We start from the raw sequence: 25,834 nt of genomic DNA on the forward strand, positions 1-25,834 counted from the left end.
CGTTACCTCTTCTTAGCTCTTGCGCTGATGGCGCGAGCGCAGGATGAACTTGTCGGTCGCCTTGTTGGACCGCGTCTTCTTGCCCTTGGTCGGCTTGCCCCAGGGGCTGACCGGATGACGGCCACCCGAGGTGCGGCCTTCACCACCGCCGTGCGGATGGTCGACCGGGTTCATGGTCACGCCGCGATTGTGCGGACGCTTGCCGCGCCAAACCGTGCGACCGGCCTTGCCGTCGTTGATGTTGCCATGATCCGGATTGGACACGGCACCGACGGTGGCCATGCAGGAGCCGTGAACGACACGCTGCTCGCCCGAGTTGAGGCGCAGGATCGCCATGCCCTGGTCACGGCCGACCAGCTGGCCATAACCGCCTGCCGAACGGGCAACCTGGGCGCCCTTGCCCGGCTTCAGCTCGATGTTGTGGACGATCGTGCCGACTGGCATCGAAGCCAGCGGCATCGCATTGCCCGGCTTCACATCGACCGATTCACCGGACACGATCTTGTCGCCGGGAGCCAGACGCTGCGGAGCGATGATGTAGGACAGCTCGCCATCGTCGTACTTGATCAGCGCGATGAAGGCGGTGCGGTTCGGATCGTATTCAATGCGCTCGACCGTGCCGACGACGTCGAACTTGCGGCGCTTGAAGTCGATGATGCGGTACGAACGCTTGTGACCACCACCTATGAAGCGGGCGGTGATGCGACCGTGGTTGTTGCGGCCGCCCGACTTGGTCAGGCCTTCGGTCAGGCCCTTCACGGGCTTGCCCTTGTAGAGGCCCGAGCGGTCGACGATGACCAGCTGGCGGGTGCTCGGCGTTACCGGGTTGAATTTTTTCAGTGCCATTGTTCTGTCCTCGCGGCCTTGCTCAGAGACCCGTCGCGACGTCGATCGACTGGCCGTCGGCCAGCGTCACAATCGCCTTCTTGACGTCGCTCTGGCGGCCGATCGTGCCGCGGAAGCGCTTGATCTTGCCCTTGCGGACAAGCGTGTTCACGGCCATCACCTTGACGCCGAACAGCGCTTCGACGGCAGCCTTGATTTCCGGCTTCGACGCCTTCTTGGCGACGTTGAAGACGACCTGGTTCTGCTCGGAAGCCATGGTCGACTTTTCGGTGATCGCCGGGCTGACGATCACGTCGTAGTGACGAAGGTCGGTCATTTAAAGCGCTCCTCGAGAGCCTCGACGGCGGCCTTCGAAAGGACCAGCGTGCCGCGGCGCAGAATGTCGTAGACGTTGATGCCCTGGATGGGCAGCACGTCGATGTTCGGGATATTCGTCGCGGCCAGCTTGAAGTTCTTGTCAAGCTCGGCGCCGCCGATCAACAGGGCGTTGCTCAGGCCCAGCGTCGCGAAATTCGCGAGCAGCGCCTTCGTCTTGGCCTCGGTCAGCTTCAGCTCGTCGATGATGATGATCGACGCGCTCTTGGCCTTGGCCGAGAGGGCATGCTTGAGGCCGAGCGCGCGCACCTTCTTCGGCAGATCGTGCTCGTGGCTGCGGACGACCGGGCCATGGGCCTTGCCACCGCCGCGGAACTGCGGAGCGCGTGCCGAATGGTGACGGGCGCGGCCCGTACCCTTCTGCTTGTACATCTTGGCGCCGGTGCGCGCGATCTCGGCGCGGCCCTTGGCCTTGTGCGTGCCCTGCTGCTTCTTGGCTAGCTGCCAGCGCACGACGCGCTGCAGGATGTCCTCGCGCGGATCAAGGCCGAAAATCTCCTCGGAGAGTTTCACCTTGCCGGCGTCCTTGCCGCCAAGCGTTGTGATCTTGAGATCCATTATTCCGCTCCCTCTGTGGCCGGAGCCTCGTTCTTAGCAGCTGCCGCAACTGGGCGGATCGCGGCGGGCTTCGGCGCATTGGCCGGCAGTGCCACCTTGGCCGCATCGCGGACCAGGATCCAGGCGCCCTTCGATCCGGGAACCGCACCGCGGATCAGGATCAGGCCGCGATCGGCGTCGGTCGAAACGATCTCGACATTCTGCGTTGTGACGCGGGTGTCGCCCATGTGGCCAGCCATATGCTTGCCTTTGAACACCTTGCCGGGGTCCTGGCGCTGACCGGTCGAACCGTGGGTACGGTGCGATACCGAGTTACCGTGGGTCGCGCGGCCACCACCCATGTGGTGACGCTTGATCACGCCCTGGAAGCCCTTGCCGATCGTCGTGCCGGTCACATCGACCTTCTGGCCGGGAACGAAGTGCTCGACAGTGATCTCGGCGCCGACATCGATCATGTTGTCCGCGGAGACGCGGAACTCGGCGACCTTCGCCTTCGGCTCGACGGAAGCGGTCGCGAAATGGCCGCGCATCGCCTTCGACGTGTTCTTCACCTTGGCAAGGCCAACGCCGAGCTGAACGGCGGTGTAGCCATTCTTCTCCTGCGTGCGCTGCGCCACGACCTGGCAGTTCTCCATCTGGAGAACGGTGACGGGAACATGTTCCCCGGCATCGTTATAGATGCGGGTCATTCCCACCTTCTTTGCAATCACACCTGAACGCATCGGTTCAATTCCTTTAGAGTTCCGGGCCAGGGGCACCGCCCCTTACCGCGCTCTCATTCCCTTAGAGCTTGATCTCGACGTCCACACCGGCGGCCAGATCGAGCTTCATCAAAGCATCGACCGTCTGCGGGGTCGGATCGACGATGTCGAGCAGACGCTTGTGCGTGCGCATCTCGAACTGCTCGCGGCTCTTCTTGTCGACGTGAGGCGACCGGTTGACCGTGAACTTTTCGATCCGCGTCGGCAGCGGAATGGGGCCGCGGACGTTGGCACCGGTGCGCTTGGCCGTCGACACGATTTCCTTTGTCGAGGCGTCGAGCACGCGGTGATCAAACGCCTTCAGGCGGATGCGGATATTCTGTCCGTTCATGCGTCACTTCCTTGTTCTGGCGCGGCGCGGGCATATCCTGCGCCCGCGACAGATCGGTTTAAGTCCAAATTACTCTTTGATGGTGACGACGATGCCGGCACCGACGGTGCGGCCGCCTTCACGGATGGCGAAGCGCAGCTTCTCTTCCATGGCGATCGGCACGATCAGCTCGACATCGACCGTGATGTTGTCGCCCGGCATCACCATCTCGGTGCCTTCCGGCAGCGACACGATGCCGGTCACGTCGGTCGTGCGGAAGTAGAACTGCGGACGGTAGTTGGTGAAGAACGGCGTGTGGCGGCCACCCTCGTCCTTGGTCAGGATGTAGGCTTCGGCCACGAACTTCTTGTGCGGCTTCACCGTGCCGGGCTTGGCCAGAACCTGGCCGCGCTCGACACCTTCACGGTCAACGCCGCGCAGCAGCGCGCCGATGTTGTCGCCAGCCTGGCCCTGGTCGAGCAGCTTGCGGAACATCTCGACGCCCGTGCAGGTCGTCTTGGTCGTCGGACGGATGCCGATGATCTCCAGCTCCTCGCCGACCTTGACTACGCCGCGCTCGACGCGGCCGGTCACCACCGTGCCACGGCCCGAGATCGAGAACACGTCCTCGATCGGCATCAGGAACGGCTTGTCGAGCGGACGAACCGGGGTCGGGATGTAGGCATCGACCGCGGCCATCAGCTCGCGGATCGCGTCCTCGCCGATCTTCTTGTCGGAATCTTCCAACGCAGCCAGCGCCGAACCCTTGACGATCGGAATGTCGTCGCCGGGGAACTCGTTCTTGGTCAGAAGCTCGCGAACCTCGAGCTCGACCAGTTCGAGCAGCTCCGCATCGTCGACCTGGTCGACCTTGTTCAGGAACACGACGATCGACGGCACGCCGACCTGGCGGGCAAGCAGGATGTGCTCGCGGGTCTGCGGCATCGGGCCGTCGGCAGCCGAAACAACCAGGATCGCGCCGTCCATCTGCGCGGCACCGGTGATCATGTTCTTCACATAGTCGGCGTGGCCGGGGCAGTCGACGTGAGCGTAATGGCGGTTAGCCGTCTCGTATTCAACGTGAGCCGTCGAGATCGTGATGCCGCGCGCCTTCTCTTCCGGCGCCGCATCGATCTGGTCATAGCGCTTGTATTCGCCAAAATACTTCGTGATCGCCGCCGTCAGCGACGTCTTGCCATGGTCAACGTGACCAATCGTGCCGATGTTCACATGAGGCTTAGTGCGCTCGAATTTACCTTTTGCCATGTGATGTCTCCAATCCTGCTCGCCCGTGCGGGCCTTGAATTAAGTTACCGCTGCAACCCGTTCGAGTTACGCGTATTTCTTCTGGACTTCCTGGGCGACCGCGGTCGGCACAGGCTCGTAATGATCGAACTGCATCGTGTAGGCCGCGCGGCCCTGGCTCATCGAGCGCAGGTTGTCGACGTACTTGAACATGTTGGCGAGCGGCACCATCGCGTTGATGACAACTGCAACACCGCGCGCTTCCTGGCCCTGGATCTGGCCGCGACGGCCGTTCAGGTCGCCGATGACGCTGCCGACGTAGTCTTCCGGTGTCACCACCTCGACCTTCATGATCGGCTCGAGCAGCTGCACGCCAAGCTTGGGCGCGGCTTCACGGAAGCAGGCGCGGCCGGCGATTTCGAAGGCCAGAACGCTGGAGTCCACATCGTGGTAGGCGCCGTCGATCAGCGTCGCCTTGACGCCGATCATCGGGAAGCCCGCGAACGGACCCGAGGTCATGACGCTGTTGATGCCCTTTTCGACACCGGGGATGTATTCCTTCGGCACGGCGCCGCCGACGATCTTGGTCTCGAACTCGAATTCGCTGCTGTCCGGATTCGGCTCGAAGAGGATCTTGACGCGAGCGAACTGGCCGGTACCACCGGTCTGCTTCTTGTGCGTGTAGTCCTGCTCGTGCTTGCGGGTGATCGTCTCGCGATAGGCCACCTGCGGCGCGCCGACATTGGCCTCGACCTTGAACTCGCGGCGCATGCGGTCAACGATGATGTCGAGGTGCAACTCGCCCATGCCGGAGATAATGGTCTGACCGCTTTCCTCATCGGTCTTGACGCGGAAGGACGGATCCTCGGCCGCCAGACGGTGAAGGGCGAGGCCCATCTTTTCCTGGTCGTTCTTGGTCTTCGGCTCGATCGCGATCTGGATGACCGGGTCGGGGAATTCCATGCGCTCGAGAATGACCGGATGCAGCGGATCACTGAGCGTGTCGCCGGTGGTCGTGTCCTTGAGGCCAGCCAGAGCGACAATGTCGCCGGCGAAAGCCTCTTCGACGTCGGCGCGCGAATTCGCATGCATCTGCAGCATGCGGCCGATGCGCTCTTTCTTGCCCTTGACGGTGTTGTCGACCGAAATGCCCTTGGTGAGCTTGCCCGAATAGATGCGGGCAAAGGTCAGCGAACCGACGAACGGGTCGTTCATGATCTTGAAGGCCAGCATCGACAGCGGCTCGCTGTCGTCGGCGTGACGCTCGATCTCGGCGTCGGTCTTGGCGTCGACGCCCTTGATGGCAGGAACATCGGCCGGCGACGGCAGATATTCGACGACGGCGTCGAGCAGCGGCTGCACGCCCTTGTTCTTGAAGGCCGAGCCGCAGAACATCGGATAGAACTTCACCGCGATGGTGCCCTTGCGGATCAGCGCGCGGATCTCGTCATTCGACGGCATCTTGCCTTCGAGGTAGTTCTCGAGCGCCGTCTCGTCCATTTCGACGGCGGCCTCGATCATCTTCTCGCGGTATTCTTCCGCACGAGCCTTGAGGTCGTCAGGGATCTCGACAACGTCCCAGGCAGCGCCCAGCGTCTCGTCGCGCCAGACCAGCGCGTTCATCTCGACGAGGTCGACAACGCCCTTGAACTCGGTCTCGGCGCCGATCGGCAACTGCATGACGACGGCATGCGCACCAAGGCGCGAACCGATCATCTCGACCGAGCGGTAGAAGTCGGCGCCGATCTTGTCCATCTTGTTGCAGAAGATCATGCGCGGGACGCGGTACTTGTCGGCCTGACGCCAGACGGTTTCCGTCTGCGGCTCGACACCGGCATTGGCATCGAGCAGCGCGATGGCGCCATCGAGAACGCGCAGCGAACGCTCGACTTCGATGGTGAAGTCGACGTGTCCGGGGGTGTCGATGATGTTGAAGCGGTACATCTTGCCGCTGCGACCCTTCCAGAAGGTCGTGGTCGCGGCCGACGTGATGGTGATGCCGCGCTCCTGCTCCTGCTCCATCCAGTCCATGGTGGCAGCGCCGTCGTGGACTTCGCCGATCTTGTGCGACTTGCCCGTGTAATAGAGGACGCGCTCGGTGGTCGTCGTCTTGCCGGCGTCAATATGCGCCATGATACCGAAATTGCGGTAGTCTTCGATTTTGTATTCGCGGGCCATCGTAGCTGCCTCTCAGTCTCGTTCGCGCTTTACCAGCGGTAGTGCGCGAAAGCGCGGTTGGCTTCAGCCATCTTGTGGGTGTCTTCACGCTTCTTGACAGCCGTGCCGCGGTTGTTGGCCGCGTCCATCAGCTCGCCGGAGAGGCGGTCGACCATGGTGGTCTCGTTGCGGTTGCGGGCAGCAGCGATCAGCCAGCGGATGGCCAAGGCCTGGCGGCGCTCGGGGCGCACGTCGACCGGAACCTGGTAGGTGGCACCGCCGACGCGGCGCGAACGCACTTCGACATGCGGCGCGACATTGTCGAGCGCCTGATGGAAGACGGTGACCGGCTCCTGCTTGGTCTTCGACTGAACCTGGTCGAGCGCACCGTAGACGATGGTCTCGGCAACCGACTTCTTGCCGTCATACATGACGGCGTTCATGAACTTGGTAACGATCAGATCGCCGAACTTCGGGTCCGGATTGATCTCACGCTTTTCTGCACTGTGACGACGGGACATTTTTTCTCTGCCTCAATTATGCGTGGTGGCCTGGATCCCGGATATTTGCCGGGATGACCTTCGCTACGCTTCGGTCACTTCGGACGCTTGGCGCCGTACTTCGAACGACGCTGCTTGCGGTTCTTCACGCCCTGCGTGTCGAGCACGCCGCGGATGATGTGGTAACGCACGCCCGGAAGATCCTTGACGCGGCCGCCGCGGATCATGACCACGGAGTGTTCCTGAAGGTTGTGGCCTTCGCCGGGGATGTACCCGATCACTTCAAAACCATTGGTCAGGCGGATCTTGGCCACCTTGCGCAGCGCCGAGTTCGGCTTCTTCGGCGTCGTGGTGTAGACGCGCGTGCAGACGCCCCGCTTCTGCGGGTTCTGCTGCATGGCCGGGACCTTGTTGCGCTTCACCGGCGCTATGCGCGGCTTGCGGATCAGCTGGTTGACGGTAGGCATTAAACCCTCTTGTCTCTCAATTCCGTGTCTCGCCCGGTCAGGGCCGCTCAAAGCGTCATTTCCATACGCAAATTCGGGCCACAAACCGCGCCTCGCGGTCTTGCCCGAACAAATGGCAGAGGAAGCGGAAGCCGCTTCGTGCACGCCGGAAATGTCTTTTCGCTCGTAAAACGAACCCTGTTTGAAGCAAACTCCAAAGCGTGTCGCTTCGGAAGGGAGAGCCTCACATCGGTTCTGACTGGCCGGCTTCTACTCGTAAGCCCGCGAACCGTCAACCCCGGAGTGGCAAATATTGCATTGAAGCCGGGGCTTGGCAGCCATGCGAAAACCGCATGTAATTTTCTTTCGCCATTTTGCAAGGGCGAGGAAGAAAGTGACCGGCTGTAGGCTGTTGCGCGGCCCTGCTTTCATGCGAAAAAGCCGCATGAGCAGTCAAGATCCCCTCGCCCGGAGGAATCGGCCCGTGAATGACAATGAAGAACGCCCGGTCACCATCATCACCGGCAGGGTGTGGAAGAGAAAGGGCGGCAAGCCGGAAGGCGTGCACGTGATGCTGGTTGCGCCCGATGACGATTCGGCGGTGCGCCGCGTGCTCGAATCGCTTGCCGCGGAGGGGTACGCGGAGGCCGAGCTCGACCAGATCGGCGATATGGAGGGCGTGCCGGACGAGGAGCCGCATCTGTCGGCCTTCCAGGGCGCGCTCGAAGGTGAAGTGTCCATCGTTACCTTTGACGTGCCGATCTGAAACCAGGTCACGAATGATGGCTGGATCAAAAGCGGCTGGACCTGCATCCCGAGCCTGGGCCGACAGGGCGGTCGCCGCGATCGAGGCCGACCAGCGCCGTTCGGCCGACACGCATCTCTGGAAGCTTGATCTGCCGGCGGTGGCCGGCATCGACTTCTACCTCAAGGATGAATCCACCCATCCGACCGGCAGCCTGAAGCACCGGCTGGCGCGCTCGCTGTTTCTCCATGCGCTGTGCAATGGTCTCATCCGCGAAGGTGCGCCGGTGATCGAAGCGTCGTCGGGTTCGACGGCGGTGTCGGAAGCGTATTTCGCCCGCATGATCGGCGTGCCGTTCTATGCCGTGATGCCGCGCTCGACGTCGCGCGAAAAGATCACCGCGATCGAACACTATGGCGGCACCTGCCACTTCATCGACGATGGCAGGCGCATCTATGCCGAGTCGGCCGAACTGGCGGCGAAACTCGGTGGCCATTTCATGGACCAATTCACCCATGCCGAGCGGGCGACCGACTGGCGCGGCAACAACAACATCGCTGAATCGATCTTCGGGCAAATGCGCGAGGAGCGTCATCCGATCCCGGCCTGGATTGTTATGAGCGCCGGCACCGGTGGCACCACCGCCACCATCGGCCGCTTCCTGCGCTACAAACAGCATTCGACGCGGCTGTCGGTCGCCGACGTGGAGCGTTCCGCTTTCTTCGACGGTTTTGCCACCAAGAACGCCGACTGCCGCTGCGAACAGCCGTCGCGGATCGAAGGCATCGGCCGGCCGCGCGTGGAGCCCTCCTTCGTGCCGGGCGTTATCGATCATATGCTGCGGGTGCCGGACGCGGTGTCGCTGGCGGCGATGCGGGTTCTGTCGCGCCGACTCGGTCGCCGTGTCGGCGGCTCGACCGGCACGAACTTCATCGCCATGTGCCTCCAGGCCGCGCGCATGGTCGAGGAGGGCAAGGCCGGCTCATTGGTGACGCTGATGTGCGATTCCGGCGACCGCTATGCCAACACCTATTATTCCGACGAATGGCTGGCAGCGAACAATCTCGACCCCTCGCCTTTCGAGCCGGCGATCGAGGCTTTTCTGGCGGGCGGAAAATTGGCGCTGCAGTTCGAGGAAAGCTGGGGCTGACCTTCCGGCTTCGGCTTGCCCGGGGCAAGTGTTCTGATAAGAAACGCTCACCATCATCCAACAGACGGAGCGGCCGTGTCCCAGCCCATCAAGATAGGCATCGTCGGTGTCGGCAAGATCGTCCGCGACCAGCACCTGCCGGCCCTGGCGAAAGACCAGAACTATCGTCTCGTCGCGGCCGCCAGCCGGCATGGCAAGGTGGATGACATCCCGAATTTCCCCGATATCGAATCCATGCTCGACGCGGTGCCGGAGCTCGAGGCCGTATCGCTCTGCATGCCGCCGCAATTTCGTTATGACGCCGCGCGCGCGGCGCTCGAAGCGAAGAAACATGTCTTCCTGGAGAAGCCCCCGGGCGCCACTGTCAGCGAGGTCGAGGACCTGAGGGCATTGGCGGTGAAGAACGGCGTCTCGTTGTTCGCCAGTTGGCACTCGCGCTATGCGCCGGCGGTCGAGGCCGCGCGCGCGTTTCTGAGCTCGGCCCGCATCAGCTCTGCCGCCGTCAACTGGAAGGAAGATGTGCGCCGCTGGCATCCGAACCAGGAGTGGATCTGGGCCCCCGGCGGCTTCGGCGTCTTCGATCCCGGCATCAATGCGCTGTCAATTGTGACCCACATCCTGCCGGCACTGTTCATCACCTCGGCGGTTCTCGACTTTCCAGCGAACCGCGACGCTCCGGTCGCGGCACACGTCGCCTTCCGCACCTCGAACGGGTTGCCAGTGACGATGGAACTCGACTGGCTCCAGACCGGCCCGCAAAGCTGGGACATCCTGGCCGACACCGACAAGGGCGCGATGGTGCTGTCGGGCGGCGGCTCGAAGCTCGCCATCGACGGCCGCGTCGTCCATGACGAACCCGAAGCGGAATATCCGATGCTATACAAGCGCTTCGCGGAGATTGTCCGTGCCGGCACCTCGGATGTCGATCTCGCTCCGCTCCAGCACGTGGCCGACGCTTTCATGCTCGGCAAGCGCAACGTCGTCGAGGCGTTTTTCGACTGAGCCACGAGGTTGCAAAAAGCGACCTCTGCTCCGATTCTCCGATCATCTCACGCGCGGCGCGCCGCCCTACTCCGTCGCCACTGGCATGGATTGGCCGACTGCAACGCAGAAAAAAATAGGCCGCCGGGTTGCCCCGACGGCCTCGTTGCCTGAGATTTTTACCGTCGCGCTTACTGAGCGGCGGTAACCATGTCGGTCAGCATCGGCTCGGCGACTTCCACACCGGAGGCCTTGCGGCGCTCGTCGATGATCAGTTCGTCGCGCGAGGTGGCGATGCGCCGGATCTGGCTCATCGTGCCGCCGGTGCCGGCCGGGATAAGCCGGCCGACGATGACGTTTTCTTTCAGCCCCTGCAGCATGTCGGTCTTGCCGGCAACAGCGGCTTCCGTCAGCACCCTGGTCGTCTCCTGGAAGGAGGCGGCCGAGATGAAGGACGGGGTCTGCAGCGACGCCTTGGTGATGCCCAGGAGCACCGGCTGGCCTTCGGCCGGCTTCTTGCCGTCCTCGATCAGGCGCTCGTTGACCTCTTCCAGTTCGATCACATCGACGTGGTCGCCCGGAATGTAGGTCGAGTCGCCCTGCGTGGTGATCTCGACCTTCTGCAGCATCTGGCGAACGATCACCTCGATGTGCTTGTCGTTGATCGACACGCCCTGCAGGCGGTAGACTTCCTGGATCTCGTTGACGAGGTAGGAAGCAAGTGCCTCCACGCCCTTGATCGCCAGGATGTCGTGCGGCGCCGGATTGCCGTCGAGGATGTAGTCGCCCTTCTCGATGACGTCGCCGTCCTGGAGATGGAACGGCTTGCCCTTCGGGATCAGGTACTCGACCGGCTCAAGCGTCGAGTCATGCGGCTCGATGATGATGCGACGCTTGTTCTTGTAGTCGCGGCCGAAGCGGATCGTGCCGTCGATCTCGGCGATGATGGCGTGATCCTTCGGACGACGTGCCTCGAACAGTTCGGCAACACGCGGCAGACCGCCGGTGATGTCCTTGGTCTTGGCGCTTTCCATCGGGATACGCGCCAGCACGTCGCCGGGGCGAACCTGCGCACCCGGCTCGACCGAAAGAATGGCCTCGACCGAGAGCAGGAAGCGGGCGTCGCCACCCTTCGACAGCTTGCCGACCTTGCCCTTGGCGTCCTGGATGGCAATCGCCGGCTTGAGGTCGTTGCCGCGTGGCGTCGAGCGCCAGTCGATGACCTCACGCTTGGTGATGCCGGTCGACTCGTCGGCCGTTTCCTGCACGGAAATGCCGTCGACCAGATCCTCGTACGACACCCTGCCCTCGATTTCGGTGAGGACCGGACGGGTATAGGGATCCCACTCGGCGATACGCTGGCCGCGCTTCACCTTGTCGCCATCGTCCACGAAGATACGCGAACCATAGGTGAGACGGTGCGTGGCGCGCTCCTTGCCGGCTTCATCGAGGATCAGCACCGCCATGTTGCGGCCCATGACCATCTGCTGGCCGTCGGAGTTGCGCACCACGTTGCGGTTGCGGATCTCGACCTTGCCCTCATACGAGGCTTCAAGGAACGAGCTGTCCACCACCTGCGCGGTGCCGCCCATGTGGAAGGTACGCATGGTGAGCTGGGTGCCCGGCTCGCCGATCGACTGCGCCGCGATGACGCCGACAGCTTCACCCTGGTTGACCGGGGTGCCGCGAGCCAGATCGCGACCGTAGCAGACCGCGCAGACGCCAACCCTGACTTCGCAAGTCAGTGCCGAGCGAATGCGAACCGACTGGACGCCGGCCTTTTCGATCTGTTCGACGTCACGCTCGTCCATCAGCGTTCCGGCTTTCACCAGGATCTCTCCCGACACCGGATGGATGATGTCGTCGAGCGACGTACGACCCAGCACGCGCTGGCCGACGGAAGCGACGACCTGGCCGGCATCGACGATCGGCTGCATGGTGAGGCCCTTGTCGGTGCCGCAGTCGACGGAGTTGACGATGCAGTCCTGCGCCACGTCGACCAGACGACGGGTGAGGTAACCCGAGTTCGCCGTCTTCAAGGCGGTGTCGGCCAGACCCTTGCGGGCGCCGTGGGTCGAGTTGAAGTACTCGAGCACGGTCAGGCCTTCCTTGAAGTTCGAGATGATCGGCGTCTCGATGATTTCACCCGACGGTTTGGCCATCAGGCCACGCATGCCGGCGAGTTGGCGCATCTGGGTGGGCGAGCCACGCGCACCGGAGTGCGACATCATGTAGATCGAGTTCATCGGCTTCTGACGGCCATTGTCCTCGAACTCGACCGCCTTGATGCGGGCCATCATTTCGTCGGCGACCTTTTCCGAGCACTTGGCCCAGGCGTCGACGACCTTGTTGTACTTCTCGCCCTGCGTGATCAGACCGTCATTGTACTGCTGCTCGTATTCCTTGGCCAAAGCCTCGGTGTCGGAGACCAGCTTGATCTTGGCGTCCGGGATCAGCATGTCGTCCTTGCCGAACGAAATGCCGGCGCGGCAGGCATGAGCGAAGCCGAGTGCCATGATGCGATCGCAGAAAATGACTGTCTCCTTCTGACCGCAATGGCGGTAGACGGTGTCGATCATCTTGGAGATGTTCTTCTTGGTCATCTCCTGGTTGGCGGTCTCGTAGGGCACGTTAACGTTCTTCGGCAGAAGCTCGCCGATGATCATGCGGCCAGGGGTGGTGTCATGGATCTTCGACACGACCTTGCCTTCGGCGTCGACCGTGCGGAAGCGACCCTTGATCTTGGCGTGCAGCGTCACCGCCTTGGTCTCGAGCGCGTGCTGGAGTTCGCCCATGTCGGCAAACACCATGCCTTCGCCCGGCTCGTTCTGGTTGACGATCGAGAGATAGTAGAGACCCAGAACCATGTCCTGCGACGGCACGATGATCGGCGCGCCGGAAGCCGGGTGCAGGATGTTGTTGGTCGACATCATCAGCACGCGGGCTTCAAGCTGCGCTTCCAGCGACAGCGGCACGTGAACGGCCATCTGATCGCCGTCGAAGTCGGCGTTGAAGGCCGTGCAGACCAGCGGATGCAGCTGGATCGCCTTGCCTTCGATCAGGATCGGCTCGAACGCCTGGATGCCGAGGCGGTGCAGCGTCGGCGCACGGTTCAAGAGCACCGGATGCTCGCGGATGACCTCGTCGAGGATATCCCAGACTTCCGGACGCTCCTTCTCGACCAGCTTCTTGGCCTGCTTGACGGTCGAGGAGTAACCCTTGGCGTCAAGACGGGCGTAGATGAAGGGCTTGAACAGCTCGAGCGCCATCTTCTTCGGCAGGCCGCACTGGTGGAGCTTGAGCTCCGGACCGGTGACGATGACCGAACGGCCGGAATAGTCGACGCGCTTGCCGAGCAGGTTCTGGCGGAACCGGCCCTGCTTGCCCTTGAGCATGTCGGACAGCGACTTCAACGGACGCTTGTTGGCGCCGGTGATGACGCGGCCGCGACGGCCATTGTCGAACAGCGCATCGACGGCTTCCTGCAGCATGCGCTTTTCATTGCGCACGATGATGCCGGGGGCGCGCAACTCGATCAGCCGCTTCAGACGGTTGTTGCGGTTGATGACGCGGCGGTAGAGATCGTTCAGATCCGAGGTGGCGAAGCGGCCGCCGTCCAGCGGGACGAGCGGACGCAGATCCGGCGGGATCACCGGAACCACCTTCATGATCATCCATTCCGGACGGTTGCCGGATTCCATGAAGTTCTCGACGACCTTGAGCCGCTTCAGATACTTCTTCTGCTTGAGCTCGGACGTGGTCGAAGCCAGTTCCGAACGCAGGTCGCCGGCGATCTTCTCCAGATCCATGCCGGCCAGAAGGTCATGAATGGCCTCGGCGCCGATCATGGCGGTGAACGAGATCCTCGCCATACTCGTCGACGGCGATCATGTACTCTTCCTCGCTGAGCAGCTGGTGCTCCTTCAACGCGGTGAGGCCAGGCTCGGTGACGATGTAGTTCTCGAAGTAGAGGACGCGCTCGATGTCCTTCAAGGTCATGTCGAGCAGCGTGCCGATGCGCGATGGCAGCGACTTCAGGAACCAGATATGGGCGACGGGCGCGGCGAGCTCGATATGGCCCATGCGCTCGCGACGGACGCGCGACAGCGTGACTTCGACGCCGCACTTCTCGCAGATGACGCCCTTGTACTTCATGCGCTTGTACTTGCCGCACAGGCATTCATAGTCCTTGATCGGGCCAAAAATGCGCGCGCAGAACAGACCGTCACGCTCCGGCTTGAAGGTGCGGTAGTTGATGGTCTCCGGCTTCTTGATCTCGCCGAACGACCAGGACAGAATCTTCTCAGGGCTGGCGAGCGATATCCGGATGGAATCGAACACCTGCGCCGGCGCCTGGGGATTGAAGAGATTCATGACCTCTTGGTTCATGCCGTTCTCCTTTTCGGGGTCCTCGAAAACCCCTTGCATCTAGCGCGGGCCAAACGCCCGCCGTCTTTTGTCGGCCACCGGCCGAAGAATTGGTGCGTCCGGTCGCGGAAACCGCGACCGGACGTCTTGCTTACTCGGCCGCGTCGGGCAGCCGGACAGGGTTGTCGTCGAGCTTGGTGTTCTCCAGCTCGACATTGAGGCCGAGGGACCGCATTTCCTTGACGAGCACGTTGAAGCTCTCGGGAATGCCGGCCTCGAAGGTGTCGTCGCCACGGACGATCGCCTCGTAGACCTTGGTGCGGCCGGCGACGTCGTCCGACTTCACCGTCAGCATTTCCTGCAGCGTGTAGGCGGCGCCGTACGCTTCCAGCGCCCAGACCTCCATCTCGCCGAAGCGCTGGCCACCGAACTGCGCCTTGCCGCCCAGCGGCTGCTGGGTGACGAGCGAGTACGGACCGATCGAACGCGCGTGGATCTTGTCGTCCACGAGATGGTGAAGCTTGAGCATGTAGATGTAGCCCATCGTCACCTTGCGATCGAACGGCTCGCCGGTGCGTCCGTCATAGAGCTGCGACTGACCGCTGGTGTGCAGGCCCGCCTGCTCCAGCATGATGTTGATGTCAGCCTCGTGCGCGCCGTCGAACACCGGTGTCGCGATCGAGACGCCGCGGCGCATCTGCTCGCTGAGGCGAACGATGCTCTCGTCGTCATATTCACGAACCGGCTCGTTGCGGTCGTTGGCCGGGATGAAGCTTTCGAGCGTCTTGCGCAGCGGCTTGATGTCGCCGGCTACCTTGTACGCGTCGATCAGCTCGCCGATCTTCTTGCCCATGCCCGCGCATGCCCAGCCCAGATGCGTTTCCAGGATCTGGCCGACATTCATGCGGCTCGGCACACCCAGCGGGTTGAGCACGATATCGGCATGCGTGCCGTCCTCGAGGAAAGGCATGTCCTCGACCGGAACGATCCGCGACACGACACCCTTGTTGCCGTGACGGCCGGCCATCTTGTCGCCGGGCTGCATCTTGCGCTTCACGGCCACGAAGACCTTGACCATCTTCATGACGCCGGGAGGCATCTCGTCGCCGCGCTGCACCTTCTCGACCTTGTCCATGAAGCGCTGTTCGAGCGCCTTCTTGGAGTCGTCGTACTGGCCACGCAGGGCTTCCAGTTCGCTCTGGAGCTTTTCGTTCTCCACGGCAAACTGCCACCACTGCGAACGCGGATACTCGTCGAGCGTATCCTTGGACAGCGTCGAGCCCTTCTTGAAGCCCTTCGGTCCAGCGATTGCTTCCTTGCCGACGAGCACGTCGGAAAGGCGCGCGTAGACGTTGCGGTCCAGAATCGCCTGCTCGTCGTCGCGGTCCTTGGCGAGGCGTTCGATCTCCTCGCGCTCGATCGCCATGGCGCGCTCGTCCTTCTCCACACCGTGGCGATTGAACACGCGCACCTCGACGACGGTGCCGAAGGTGCCCGGAGGCATGCGCATCGAGGTGTCGCGCACGTCCGAAGCCTTTTCGCCGAAGATGGCGCGCAGAAGCTTCTCTTCCGGCGTCATCGGGCTTTCGCCCTTCGGCGTGATCTTGCCGACCAGGATGTCACCCGGCTGAACTTCGGCACCGATATAGACGATGCCGGCTTCATCGAGGTTCTTCAGCGCTTCTTCCGAGACATTGGGAATATCGCGCGTGATTTCCTCTGGTCCGAGCTTGGTATCGCGCGCCATGACCTCGAACTCCTCGATGTGGATCGAGGTGAAGACGTCGTCGGCGACGATGCGCTCGGACAGGAGGATCGAGTCCTCGTAGTTGTAGCCGTTCCACGGCATGAACGCGACCAGCACGTTACGGCCGAGCGCCAGATCACCGAGCTCGGTAGACGGGCCGTCGGCAATGATGTCGCCCTTGTTGACCCGGTCGCCCATGCGCACCAGCGGACGCTGGTTGATGCAGGTGTTCTGGTTCGAACGCTGGAACTTCATCAGCCGGTAGATGTCGACGCCGGACTTGCCCGGGTCGAGATCCTCGGTGGCGCGAATGACGATACGCGTCGCGTCCACCTGGTCGACGATGCCGCCGCGGCGGGCGCCGATGGCGGCGCCCGAGTCACGAGCAACGATCGGCTCCATGCCGGTGCCGACAAACGGCGCTTCGGCGCGCACCAGCGGCACGGCCTGACGCTGCATGTTCGAGCCCATCAGAGCGCGGTTGGCGTCGTCGTTCTCGAGGAACGGGATCAGGGCCGCGGCCACCGACACCATCTGCTTGGGCGACACGTCCATCAGATCGACGTTTTCGCGCGGCGCCATCATCACTTCGCCGGCGCTGCGGCAAATGACGAATTCGTCGACGAAACCACCATTCTTGTCGAGCTCGGCGTTGGCCTGCGCGACATGGTGCTTGGCCTCTTCCATCGCCGACAGATAGACGACGTCATTGGTTAGCTTGCCATCGACGATCTTGCGGTACGGGCTCTCGATGAAGCCGTATTTGTTGACGCGTGCGAAGGTGGCCAGCGAGTTGATCAGACCGATATTCGGGCCTTCCGGCGTCTCGATCGGGCAGATGCGGCCGTAGTGCGTCGGGTGCACGTCGCGCACCTCGAAGCCGGCACGCTCGCGGGTCAGACCGCCCGGTCCAAGCGCCGAGAGACGGCGCTTGTGGGTGATTTCCGACAGCGGGTTGGTCTGGTCCATGAACTGCGACAGCTGCGAGGAACCGAAGAACTCGCGCACGGCGGCGGCCGCCGGCTTGGCGTTGATCAGGTCCTGCGGCATGACCGTGTCGATCTCGATCGAGGACATACGCTCCTTGATCGCGCGCTCCATGCGCAGCAGGCCGACGCGGTACTGGTTTTCCATCAGCTCGCCGACCGAACGCACGCGACGGTTGCCGAGATTGTCGATGTCGTCGATCTCGCCCTTGCCGTCGCGCAGTTCGACCAGCGTCTTGACCACGGCCAGGATGTCGTCCTTGCGCAGCACGCGCACGGTGTCCTCGGCCTTGAGTTCAAGGCGCATGTTCATCTTGACGCGGCCAACGGCCGACAGATCGTAGCGCTCGCTGTCGAAGAACAGCGAGTTGAACATGGCTTCGGCGGTCTCGAGCGTCGGCGGCTCGCCGGGGCGCATGACGCGATAGATGTCGAACAGCGCGTCCTGGCGGCTCTCGTTCTTGTCGACGTTGAGCGTGTTGCGGATATAGGCGCCGACATTGACGTGGTCGATGTCGAGAACCTTGATCTCGTCCTCGCCGGTGCCGAGCAGCACTTTCAGCGTCTTTTCGTCGATCTCGTCGCCGGCTTCGAGGAAGATCTCGCCCGTGCCATAGTTGACGATATCCTCGGCAAGGTAGTTGCCGAGCAGGTCCTCGTCGGTCGCCTTGATCGCCTTCAGGCCCTTCTCGCCAAGCTGACGTGCCTGGCGGGCGGTGATCTTCTTGCCGGCTTCGACAACGATCTCGCCCGTATCGGCATCGACCAGGTCGCCGACGGCCTTGAGGCCGCGGAAACGTTCGACGTTGAACGGAATGCGCCAGTGGTCACCGGCCCGCTTGTAGGTGATCTTGTTGTAGAAGGTCGACAGGATCTCTTCGCCGTCCATGCCGAGCGCCATCAGCAGCGACGTCACCGGAATCTTGCGGCGGCGATCGATGCGGGCGTGCACGACGTCCTTGGAATCGAACTCGATGTCGAGCCACGAGCCGCGATAGGGGATGACGCGCGCGGCAAACAGAAGCTTGCCCGACGAATGCGACTTGCCCTTGTCGTGGTCGAAGAAGACGCCCGGCGAACGGTGCATCTGCGAGACGATGACGCGCTCGGTACCATTGACGATAAAGGTGCCGTTCAAGGTCATGAGCGGCATGTCGCCCATGTAGACGTCCTGCTCCTTGATGTCCTTGATCGACTTGGCGCCGGTATCCTCGTCGATATCGAACACGATGAGGCGCAGCGTCACCTTCAGCGGCGCGGCATAGGTGAGGTCGCGCTGACGGCATTCGTCAACGTCGAATTTCGGTCCTTCGAACTCGTACTTCACGAACTCCAGCATCGAGGAACCGGAAAAGTCCTGAATCGGGAAAACCGACTTGAAAACGGCCTGCAGTCCCTCGTCCGGACGCCCACCCTTGGGCTCCGCCACCATCAGGAACTGGTCATAGGATGCCTTCTGAACCTCGATAAGGTTCGGCATCTCCGCAACTTCCGGGATCTTTCCGAAGAACTTGCGTACGCGTCTGCGGCCATTGAAAGTCTGGGTCTGGGCCATCGTCGCTCCTTAGCTCTAAACTCGGGACGAGCCTCGCCGCGGCCCGCCTTGCATTCTGAGCCACCTCGGCGGCGGCCCTCTATCTGTTCTCCGGCCGCCTGTCGGCGCCGGCTAAAACGGGAGAAAACCCGTTTCCTGAAGGCCGGTTGGCGGCCCTCAGGAAAGAGGTTCTCGTACGTCTCGCGCTACGCGTGCTCCCTTGGCGCCAAGGGAGTGGCGGACGGCGCGAGGCCGTCCGCCGCTTTTACGCTTACTTCAGGTCGACCTTGGCGCCGGCTGCTTCCAGCTGGGCCTTGAACTTCTCAGCGTCGGCCTTGGAAACGCCTTCCTTGACCGGCTTCGGAGCCGCTTCGACCAGATCCTTGGCTTCCTTGAGGCCAAGACCGGTGATAGCGCGGACTTCCTTGATGACGTTGATCTTCTGAGCGCCTGCCTCGGTGAGGACGACGTCGAATTCCGTCTTTTCCTCGGCCGGAGCAGCTGCGGCCGCACCACCGCCAGCGGCGGCAACAGCCACCGGAGCAGCGGCGGAAACGCCCCACTTTTCTTCCAGAAGCTTCGACAGCTCGGCCGCCTCGAGGACGGTCAGCTTCGAAAGGTCGTCTACGATCTTTGCGAGATCAGCCATTGTTGTATTCCTTCATAAGGTTCGAACGTGTGTTTGTGATAGCGAGGAACGGCCTCATGCCGCCTCGTCCTTCCGGGCGTAAGCGCCGATGACGCGCGCGACCGAGGCCGCTGGCGCATTGACGATCTGGGCGATCCGGGTTGCCGGCGTGGCGATCATGCCAACCAGCCTGGCGCGCAGCTCATCGAGCGACGGAAGTGTGGCGAGTGCCTTCACACCGTCGGCGTTGAGCGAGGTGGTGCCCATTGCGCCGCCGAGAATGACGAGCTTGTCATTTCCCTTGGCGAAATCGGACGCGACCTTCGGCGCCGCAATCGGATCCTCCGAATAAGCGATCAGCGTCTGTCCCTTGAACAGGTCGATGATCGATGCGGAGTCCGTGCCCTGAAGAGCGATTTTGGCGAGACGGTTCTTCGCGACTTTGACGGTGCCACCGGCGGCGCGCATTTTCGACCGAAGGTCGTTCATTTGCGCGACGGTGATACCGGCGTAGTGGGCCACGACCACTGAACCTGCGTTCGAGAACGCACCGTTCAGGCCCGTGACGAGTTCGCGTTTTTCCGCTCTGTCCACTGCCTATCTCCAGTTGACCCCCATCCTGTTAACGGGAACATTCCCATTCACGAGGACAGGCGTCGGGTTGCCTTTTGTCGGCCGGGCCATCCAGTAACGGATCTCCCGAACGACGCTCGAGGATCCTGCCCCCTTTCGCCACACCGACGGCCAAGCCGACGATGCGCAGACAAAAGGCAAACACGGTTCGAACCTTTCATTGGAGCACTTGCTCCTTTGTCAGGTCTTCACCCGTCTCATGCAGGCCCACATGAATTAAGGCTTTTGGGCCGCCTGCAATCTCGGACAGGATGTCCGGAAGCCTTTCGACTTCCGGCACCGGGCCCAGGATAAATCCGAGGCCCGGAATTCTTTGCGGATCAGCTATTTAGCAGCCGATCCGGATGGTCGTATCAGGACGCGGCGAGCGTCGCGACGTCGAGCTTGAGGCCCGGGCCCATCGTCGAGGTGACCGACACCTTCTTGACGTAGTTGCCCTTGGCGCCAGCCGGCTTTGCCTTGTTCACCGCGTCGGTGAAGGCGCGGATGTTCTCTTCCAAGGCCTTGACCTCGAACGAAACCTTGCCAACGCCAGCATGGACGATGCCGGCCTTTTCGACGCGGAACTCCACAGCGCCACCCTTCGATGCCTTGACGGCTGCGGCGACGTCGGTGGTGACGGTGCCAACCTTCGGGTTCGGCATCATGCCGCGCGGGCCGAGCACCTTGCCGAGACGGCCGACCAGCGGCATCATGTCCGGCGTGGCGATGCAGCGATCGAAATCGATCGTGCCCTTCTGGACGATGTCGACCAGATCCTCGGCACCGACGATGTCGGCGCCAGCGGCCTTGGCTTCCTCGGCCTTGTCGCCACGTGCGAACACGGCGACACGAACCGAGCGGCCGGTGCCGTTCGGCAGATTGACCACGCCGCGGACCATCTGGTCGGCATGACGAGGATCAACACCGAGGTTCATGGCGACTTCGATGGTCTCGTCGAACTTGACCGAAGAACGGTCCTTGAGCAGCTTCAGCGCTTCACCCAGGGCATAAGCCTTGTTGGGATCAATGCCTTCGCGGGTCTTCGATACACGCTTTGCAATCTTTGCCATGATCTTAGCCCACCACTTCCAGACCCATCGAGCGGGCGGAGCCCTCGACCATGCGCATGGCCGCTTCGACGTCGTTTGCGTTCAGATCCTTCATCTTCTGCTCGGCGATGGCGCGCACCTTGTCGCGGCCGATCGTGCCGGCCTTGATCTTGCCCGGCTCCTTCGAACCCGACGTCAGGTTCGCCGCCTTCTTCAGGAAGTAGCTCACCGGCGGCGTCTTCATGACGAAGGTGAAGGACTTGTCCTGGTAGTAGGTGATGACGACCGGAATCGGCGATCCCTTTTCCATTTCCTGGGTCTGCGCGTTGAACGCCTTGCAGAATTCCATGATGTTGATGCCACGCTGACCAAGCGCCGGGCCGATCGGGGGAGACGGCGTAGCCGATCCCGCTTTCACCTGGAGCTTGAGCTGGCCTGCAATTTTCTTAGCCATCTCTTTTCCTGCCTTTGTCTGTGCCGGACCCCACTATCTAGGAAACCCCGGCGGTTGCAGTCTGGTGGTGCGGTTCCCGCGGCCGGCTAAGCCGCCTTCGCCTCCCACCGTTCTCAAGACCGCGCAATTGCTTGCGCCGTCTCCCCTGATCGCCAAACCGGCGCCAGGGGTTCCGGATCAGCCCTTTTCGACCTGTCCGAATTCCAGATCGACAGGCACGGCGCGCCCGAAGATCGAAACTTCCACCTTGAGCCGCGCCCGCTCCTCGTCCACTTCCTGGACGAAACCGTTGAACGACGCGAAGGGACCATCCGAAACGCGGATCGCCTCGCCGATCTCGAACGTGACCGACGGCTTCGGCCTCTCGACGCCCTCCTGCACCTGGTTCAGGATGCGCTGGGCCTCGACCTCGGTGATCGGCACCGGCTTGGAGTCGCCCAGGAAGCCGGTGACCTTCGGCGTGTTCTTCACCAATGAGAAGACAGCGTCGGTCAGGTTGGCCTTGATGAGCACATAGCCCGGGAAGAACTTGCGCTCGGCATCGACCTTGCGGCCGCGACGAACCTCGACGACCTTCTCGGTCGGCACCACGATCTGCTCGATATCGGCGGAAAGGCCCTTCTGCTTGGCCTTGTTGACGATGTCCTCGGCGACCTTCTTTTCAAAGTTCGAATAGGCGTGGACGATGTACCAGCGCGCGGTCATTTCAAGACTTCTCCGTAATCGCCGGACTTAGCGTCCGATGCCCAGAATCTGTTCGACCGCAAGGCCCATGAGCTGATCGGCGGTGAAGAAAAAGATCATCGCAATCACAGCGAAGGCCAGAACCATCACCGTCGAGATCATCGTCTCGCGCCGCGACGGCCAAGTCACCTTGGCGGTCTCCGCGCGAACCTGCTGGAGAAAGACGAAAGGATTTGTGGTTTTCGAAGCCATATGCCGCTCTGTCTTCAAGACCCGTTGGCCGGGTCTCCTGGATGATCCCGCTGGCCGGGACGTGCCGCCTGAGCTCAAGTCAGCGCCGAATCAGCGCAATCATTTCGCCCATGCAAATCAGACGCGTAAAGCCGGCTTCCCAGCTCCACGCGTCGCGTGTCTGTTTCGTCTACATAAAACCGATTCTTGATCCACGCAAGTGGCAAGTGTCCGCTTTATGACCAAACGCCGCCTCGGAACCATCCAGTCGTTCCGTCCCGGCTATGAGGCTCTTATGCCTCAGTCGACCTAATATGGCAAGCGGGTCGCCAATTTTCAAAGGCACGCCGGCAGAAATATCGTTTTTTATGGCCATTTCGAGAAATGGCACGGGCAGCAGGGCTCGAACCTACGACCTGCGGTTTTGGAGACCGCCGCTCTACCAACTGAGCTATGCCCGTATCGTGCGCATGTCGGCGCAGCAGGCGCTTCCTAAAAGCTTCCGCACGCTCTGTAAAGAGTGGTTTGCAAGCAAACGCGCCTTAACCCCTTTGCCAGAAATCTGGATAGCTGACGACCAGCCCATCGCGGTCGATCTCAAGCTCACGCCTGAAGTCGCTGGCGCGCGATTCATAGAGATATCGCCTGCCCTCTTCGAGGCAAGTGTAGCGTTGCGGGTTGCTCATCACGGTAAGTGCCGGGAGATCGACGAAGGCGGTGGTGATCTCGGCACTCTGCCCGGTGGACAGCCGCAATCGCCGGATCGGCAGCGTGTTGGTGAACGGGGTGACGGTGAGATCAGGGTCGAGAATGCCGCCAAGCTCGGGCATCGGCAAGCCGTCCCTGGTCCAGCGGCCATCGCCATCGGAGCCAAGAACAAGTGTCTGGCCGGTGCCGATCATGTCGACAGTGACGCTCCTGGCACGCCAACTGACGTCGCAGACGATGCGATAGCGGACAGCGAACGGCGTTTCGCCGGAACAGATGACGACGGAGTCGGCCGAAATCTCCCCTGCCCGCTCTCGCAACACGAGGTGTTCGAGACCGGGGCCATCCCACTCGCGCCAGCGCACGATCTTCGTATCTTCCGGCATCGACCCTCCATGGCGACTGGAAGCTATTTGGCGTCCGGTACTCGATACGGCCCGCCGGGCACACCCCAGCCCCAGGCGGGCATCGGTTCCGTTTCGGGATCGCAGGTCTCGCCGAGATTGGAATTCATCTTGGCCAGCCGCGAGCCCCATTCGACATAACCCATGAAGGCCGATCGGAATTCAGGATCGTCGGGCAGGCCGACCGCGTCGGCGGCATCGGCCAGAAGATTGATCCAGCGGCGGCGCTGCTCCTCCGTCAGATGCTTGCCCAGATGATGCATGACCATCTCGCGGTGGCCACCAAATTTCTCGCTGTAGGTTTTCGGTCCGCCGACAACCTCGCCGATGAATGCCGCGACGTGGGCGGGGTGATCGGGCGACATGGCCCGGAACACCGGCCCGACGATCGGGTCTTGCGCCACCTTGTCATAGAAAGTCTGGGTCAGCCGGTTCAGGGCCTCAATGCCGCCGGCCCATTCGTAGAGTGTCGGGATATCCTCGCTCATTCTCTATCCTCCGCCAGCCCTGGCGCCGCCAGCAGCGACGATAGCGGAAGAATCCAGCATGGCTCAACCTACCTCGATGGCCAGTTGCCGCCACGCTCTACAATTTGGCGGGCGCGTCGGCCTCGGCATTGGCGGATGGCAGGATCCGGCAATTTTCGGGCCTGGGAACAGCCTTGCAGATGGTGGCGCCGGTCAGCGCGTCGACCGATTGCGGTCCCGTTGTCAGTCCGACCTTCAGCATCATGTCGGGTTCAAGCCGACGCTCGACCGGGCGTCGCTCAATCGCCGTGAACAGGCCAGGATCGATCGCCATCTCCTCCAGGAAAGCCTTGACCACCTGCTTCTGCCCCATCAGGTGCAGGCCAAGCCGCGCCTGGGGACCGACAAGCCGCCTGACGCCGCCGGCAAGCATGAGCGCGCAGGCCGAACCGCACTCCACTCCCGCATCGATGCTCAGCCCCGCATAGGCGCCATCTTCGGCCGCACAATCCGCCTCTACCGGGTCGCAGCCAACGAAATCGGTGCGGCCAACGGCGACGTCGAGCTTCTTTTCATGGATAAGTCGTCCAGCCGCCAGAGCGCCAAACAGGTCGCCTCCCCGCGAACTGATCACCACAGGCAGCCGCCGGTCGCCAAGCGTGGCCAGCAACTGGCGCAGCTTCTGCGGGGTCTGGGGCGTAATCGCGCCTTGCGCCGAGATCCATTCCGGGCAGTCGGGATTGCAGAGCGGATTGCTGCCGCGAACCACGACAAAGCGCATGTCTTCATCGCTTTGTGCGCCCTCCACCGGTGGCGGCGAGGGTTTGGCTGCGGCCGTCGGGCCGCCGGCAGGCTTGCTCGCCGGTATTTCCCGGCAGTTCGGAGCCAACTGGTCGGGCAGGCAAAGGCTTGCGCTGGTCAACAGGTCTACAGCGTCCTTGCTGGTGGCCAGCTTCATCGTCAGCATGTCATCGAGGCTGATCTGGCGGATTTCGCTGGCCGGCGTGCTCTTCATCGTTTCGAGCACGCCCTGGTCGACACCCATCTCGTCCAGATAAGCCGTCAGCCTTTTCTCCACCGCCTTGCTCATCTCATAGGTCTTGTAGCTGCCGGCATTCTTTCGGCTGACGATCTTTGAGTTGAGTATCTTCTTCTTGCCCCCCACGACGCGATAGGTGGTGCGATATTGCAGTTTCGTGCGGACATAGGTCGTGGTGATCTGATGAACACCAAGATAGGCCCATTCGCCGACGATACGCCGGACACCGCCGGCAAACATCAGCGGACAGGCGGAATTGCACATCGAACCGCTGGCATAGGGCTCACCGAAATAACGGGCACCCTTGCCGTCATTCGCAGTGCAGTCCTTCACATCGGGCAGACAGCCATCGAACCAGGTCTTGCCGACGGCGACATCGAGCTTGTTCTTGCGGATCAGCCGGCCAAGAGTCAGCGCCGCATCGACATTGCCGCCGGGAGAATCCACGACGATCGGCAGTTTTCGCCCGCCAAGCGTCTTCAGCATGCGTTTGAAGAGAGCTGGCGTTGCGGCTTCTATCGAGCCTTCAGCCGAGATCCATTCCGGGCAGATGGGCTCGCAACCCGGTGCATTGCTGCGGACAACGACAAACCGCATCGTCGGACCGGGGTTCGGAGTTGTATCCGTCGCAAAGGCCGAATGCCCCATCACAAGCAACGCCAGCAGGCAGATCAGCCTCAGCAACCACAATGCCTGACGATGGGGAAGGCGCACTGGAAGCATTTGGGAAAAGCCCCTCGATGCAACCATACTAGACAAGGTCCAAGGGCTTGCAACAGGTTCGGGCAACAATATGGGCAACCGATCAAAAGAAGATCAAAAGAAAAGGGCGGCCCAAGGACCGCC

Annotated in this window: 22 protein-coding genes, 1 tRNA gene and 1 pseudogene; 3 read left to right on the forward strand and 21 right to left on the reverse strand. The window is 62.3% G+C overall.

The annotated features are described in order from the left end of the window. Positions 1-12: 12 nt before the first annotated feature. The 9 genes from rplB to rpsL all read right to left on the reverse strand — a co-directional run bounded on the left by rplB (position 13) and on the right by rpsL (position 7,219). The gene (gene rplB, locus AC56QP_RS01250; RefSeq protein WP_024505067.1) at positions 13-846 is read right to left on the reverse strand and encodes a 50S ribosomal protein L2; all 834 of its coding nucleotides are present in this window, start codon (positions 844-846) and stop codon (positions 13-15) included. A 22-nt stretch (positions 847-868) separates the two neighbouring features. Next, positions 869-1,162, reverse strand: coding sequence for a 50S ribosomal protein L23 (locus AC56QP_RS01255; RefSeq protein WP_010909275.1), 294 nt, complete (start codon positions 1,160-1,162; stop codon positions 869-871). Next, a complete protein-coding gene (rplD, locus tag AC56QP_RS01260; RefSeq protein ID WP_489861230.1) occupies positions 1,159-1,779 on the reverse strand; it encodes a 50S ribosomal protein L4 in 621 nt (206 codons plus the stop codon). The genes AC56QP_RS01255 and rplD overlap by 4 nt, the downstream gene beginning before the upstream one ends. Further along, positions 1,779-2,501 (reverse strand): 50S ribosomal protein L3, encoded by a 723-nt coding sequence (gene rplC, locus AC56QP_RS01265; protein ID WP_091584603.1) that lies wholly within the window; start codon positions 2,499-2,501, stop codon positions 1,779-1,781. The genes rplD and rplC overlap by 1 nt, the downstream gene beginning before the upstream one ends. A gap of 61 nt (positions 2,502-2,562) precedes the next feature. Further along, positions 2,563-2,871 (reverse strand): 30S ribosomal protein S10, encoded by a 309-nt coding sequence (rpsJ, locus tag AC56QP_RS01270; protein WP_010909272.1) that lies wholly within the window; start codon positions 2,869-2,871, stop codon positions 2,563-2,565. Positions 2,872-2,940: 69 nt separating this feature from the next. Beyond that, positions 2,941-4,116 (reverse strand): elongation factor Tu, encoded by a 1,176-nt coding sequence (gene tuf / locus AC56QP_RS01275; RefSeq protein ID WP_256753628.1) that lies wholly within the window; start codon positions 4,114-4,116, stop codon positions 2,941-2,943. Positions 4,117-4,182: 66 nt separating this feature from the next. Continuing rightward, entirely contained in the window at positions 4,183-6,273 is a 2,091-nt protein-coding gene (gene fusA, locus AC56QP_RS01280) for an elongation factor G (protein ID WP_091586436.1), read from the reverse strand. Between the two features lie 29 nt (positions 6,274-6,302). Continuing rightward, positions 6,303-6,773, reverse strand: coding sequence for a 30S ribosomal protein S7 (gene rpsG, locus AC56QP_RS01285; protein ID WP_008875664.1), 471 nt, complete (start codon positions 6,771-6,773; stop codon positions 6,303-6,305). Between the two features lie 74 nt (positions 6,774-6,847). Beyond that, on the reverse strand, positions 6,848-7,219 hold the full coding sequence (gene rpsL, locus AC56QP_RS01290) for a 30S ribosomal protein S12 (protein WP_006333356.1): 372 nt from the start codon (positions 7,217-7,219) through the stop codon (positions 6,848-6,850). A gap of 463 nt (positions 7,220-7,682) precedes the next feature. Between rpsL and AC56QP_RS01295 the strand changes: the two genes are divergently transcribed. The 3 genes from AC56QP_RS01295 (at position 7,683) to AC56QP_RS01305 (ending at position 10,095) form a co-directional block, all read left to right on the forward strand. Beyond that, entirely contained in the window at positions 7,683-7,964 is a 282-nt protein-coding gene (locus tag AC56QP_RS01295) for a transcriptional regulator (protein ID WP_489861229.1), read from the forward strand. Between the two features lie 16 nt (positions 7,965-7,980). Beyond that, positions 7,981-9,093: a PLP-dependent cysteine synthase family protein gene (locus AC56QP_RS01300; protein ID WP_489861228.1), complete on the forward strand. Its 1,113-nt coding sequence runs from the start codon at positions 7,981-7,983 to the stop codon at positions 9,091-9,093. A gap of 75 nt (positions 9,094-9,168) precedes the next feature. Beyond that, a complete protein-coding gene (locus AC56QP_RS01305) occupies positions 9,169-10,095 on the forward strand; it encodes a Gfo/Idh/MocA family protein (protein WP_489861227.1) in 927 nt (308 codons plus the stop codon). A gap of 170 nt (positions 10,096-10,265) precedes the next feature. Here the strand turns inward: AC56QP_RS01305 and rpoC are convergent. The 12 genes and pseudogenes from rpoC to AC56QP_RS01365 form a co-directional block, all read right to left on the reverse strand. Then, positions 10,266-14,463, reverse strand: a pseudogene (gene rpoC, locus AC56QP_RS01310) (DNA-directed RNA polymerase subunit beta'). A 130-nt stretch (positions 14,464-14,593) separates the two neighbouring features. Beyond that, on the reverse strand, positions 14,594-18,730 hold the full coding sequence (rpoB, locus tag AC56QP_RS01315) for a DNA-directed RNA polymerase subunit beta (protein WP_489861225.1): 4,137 nt from the start codon (positions 18,728-18,730) through the stop codon (positions 14,594-14,596). A 250-nt stretch (positions 18,731-18,980) separates the two neighbouring features. Next, complete coding sequence (gene rplL, locus AC56QP_RS01320; protein WP_091586446.1) at positions 18,981-19,358, reverse strand: 50S ribosomal protein L7/L12; 378 nt, start codon at positions 19,356-19,358, stop codon at positions 18,981-18,983. 54 nt (positions 19,359-19,412) lie between these two features. After that, the gene (rplJ, locus tag AC56QP_RS01325; protein WP_095089664.1) at positions 19,413-19,931 is read right to left on the reverse strand and encodes a 50S ribosomal protein L10; all 519 of its coding nucleotides are present in this window, start codon (positions 19,929-19,931) and stop codon (positions 19,413-19,415) included. A gap of 392 nt (positions 19,932-20,323) precedes the next feature. Continuing rightward, positions 20,324-21,022, reverse strand: a complete 699-nt coding sequence (gene rplA / locus AC56QP_RS01330; RefSeq protein WP_091586448.1) for a 50S ribosomal protein L1 — start codon at positions 21,020-21,022, stop codon at positions 20,324-20,326. Between the two features lie 4 nt (positions 21,023-21,026). Further along, complete coding sequence (gene rplK, locus AC56QP_RS01335) at positions 21,027-21,455, reverse strand: 50S ribosomal protein L11 (RefSeq protein WP_006333334.1); 429 nt, start codon at positions 21,453-21,455, stop codon at positions 21,027-21,029. Between the two features lie 177 nt (positions 21,456-21,632). Continuing rightward, positions 21,633-22,160, reverse strand: a complete 528-nt coding sequence (gene nusG, locus AC56QP_RS01340) for a transcription termination/antitermination protein NusG (RefSeq protein ID WP_256753630.1) — start codon at positions 22,158-22,160, stop codon at positions 21,633-21,635. 27 nt (positions 22,161-22,187) lie between these two features. Continuing rightward, on the reverse strand, positions 22,188-22,391 hold the full coding sequence (secE, locus tag AC56QP_RS01345) for a preprotein translocase subunit SecE (RefSeq protein WP_013531408.1): 204 nt from the start codon (positions 22,389-22,391) through the stop codon (positions 22,188-22,190). A gap of 364 nt (positions 22,392-22,755) precedes the next feature. Next, a tRNA-Trp gene (locus AC56QP_RS01350) sits at positions 22,756-22,831 on the reverse strand. 81 nt (positions 22,832-22,912) lie between these two features. Continuing rightward, entirely contained in the window at positions 22,913-23,464 is a 552-nt protein-coding gene (locus AC56QP_RS01355; RefSeq protein WP_489861224.1) for a putative glycolipid-binding domain-containing protein, read from the reverse strand. A 23-nt stretch (positions 23,465-23,487) separates the two neighbouring features. Further along, positions 23,488-23,970: a group II truncated hemoglobin gene (locus tag AC56QP_RS01360; RefSeq protein ID WP_489861223.1), complete on the reverse strand. Its 483-nt coding sequence runs from the start codon at positions 23,968-23,970 to the stop codon at positions 23,488-23,490. A 97-nt stretch (positions 23,971-24,067) separates the two neighbouring features. After that, a complete protein-coding gene (locus AC56QP_RS01365; RefSeq protein WP_489863427.1) occupies positions 24,068-25,711 on the reverse strand; it encodes a COG3904 family protein in 1,644 nt (547 codons plus the stop codon). Between the last annotated feature and the right edge of the window lie 123 nt (positions 25,712-25,834).

The sequence above is a fragment of the Mesorhizobium sp. RCAM 05104 genome, assembly GCF_059683645.1.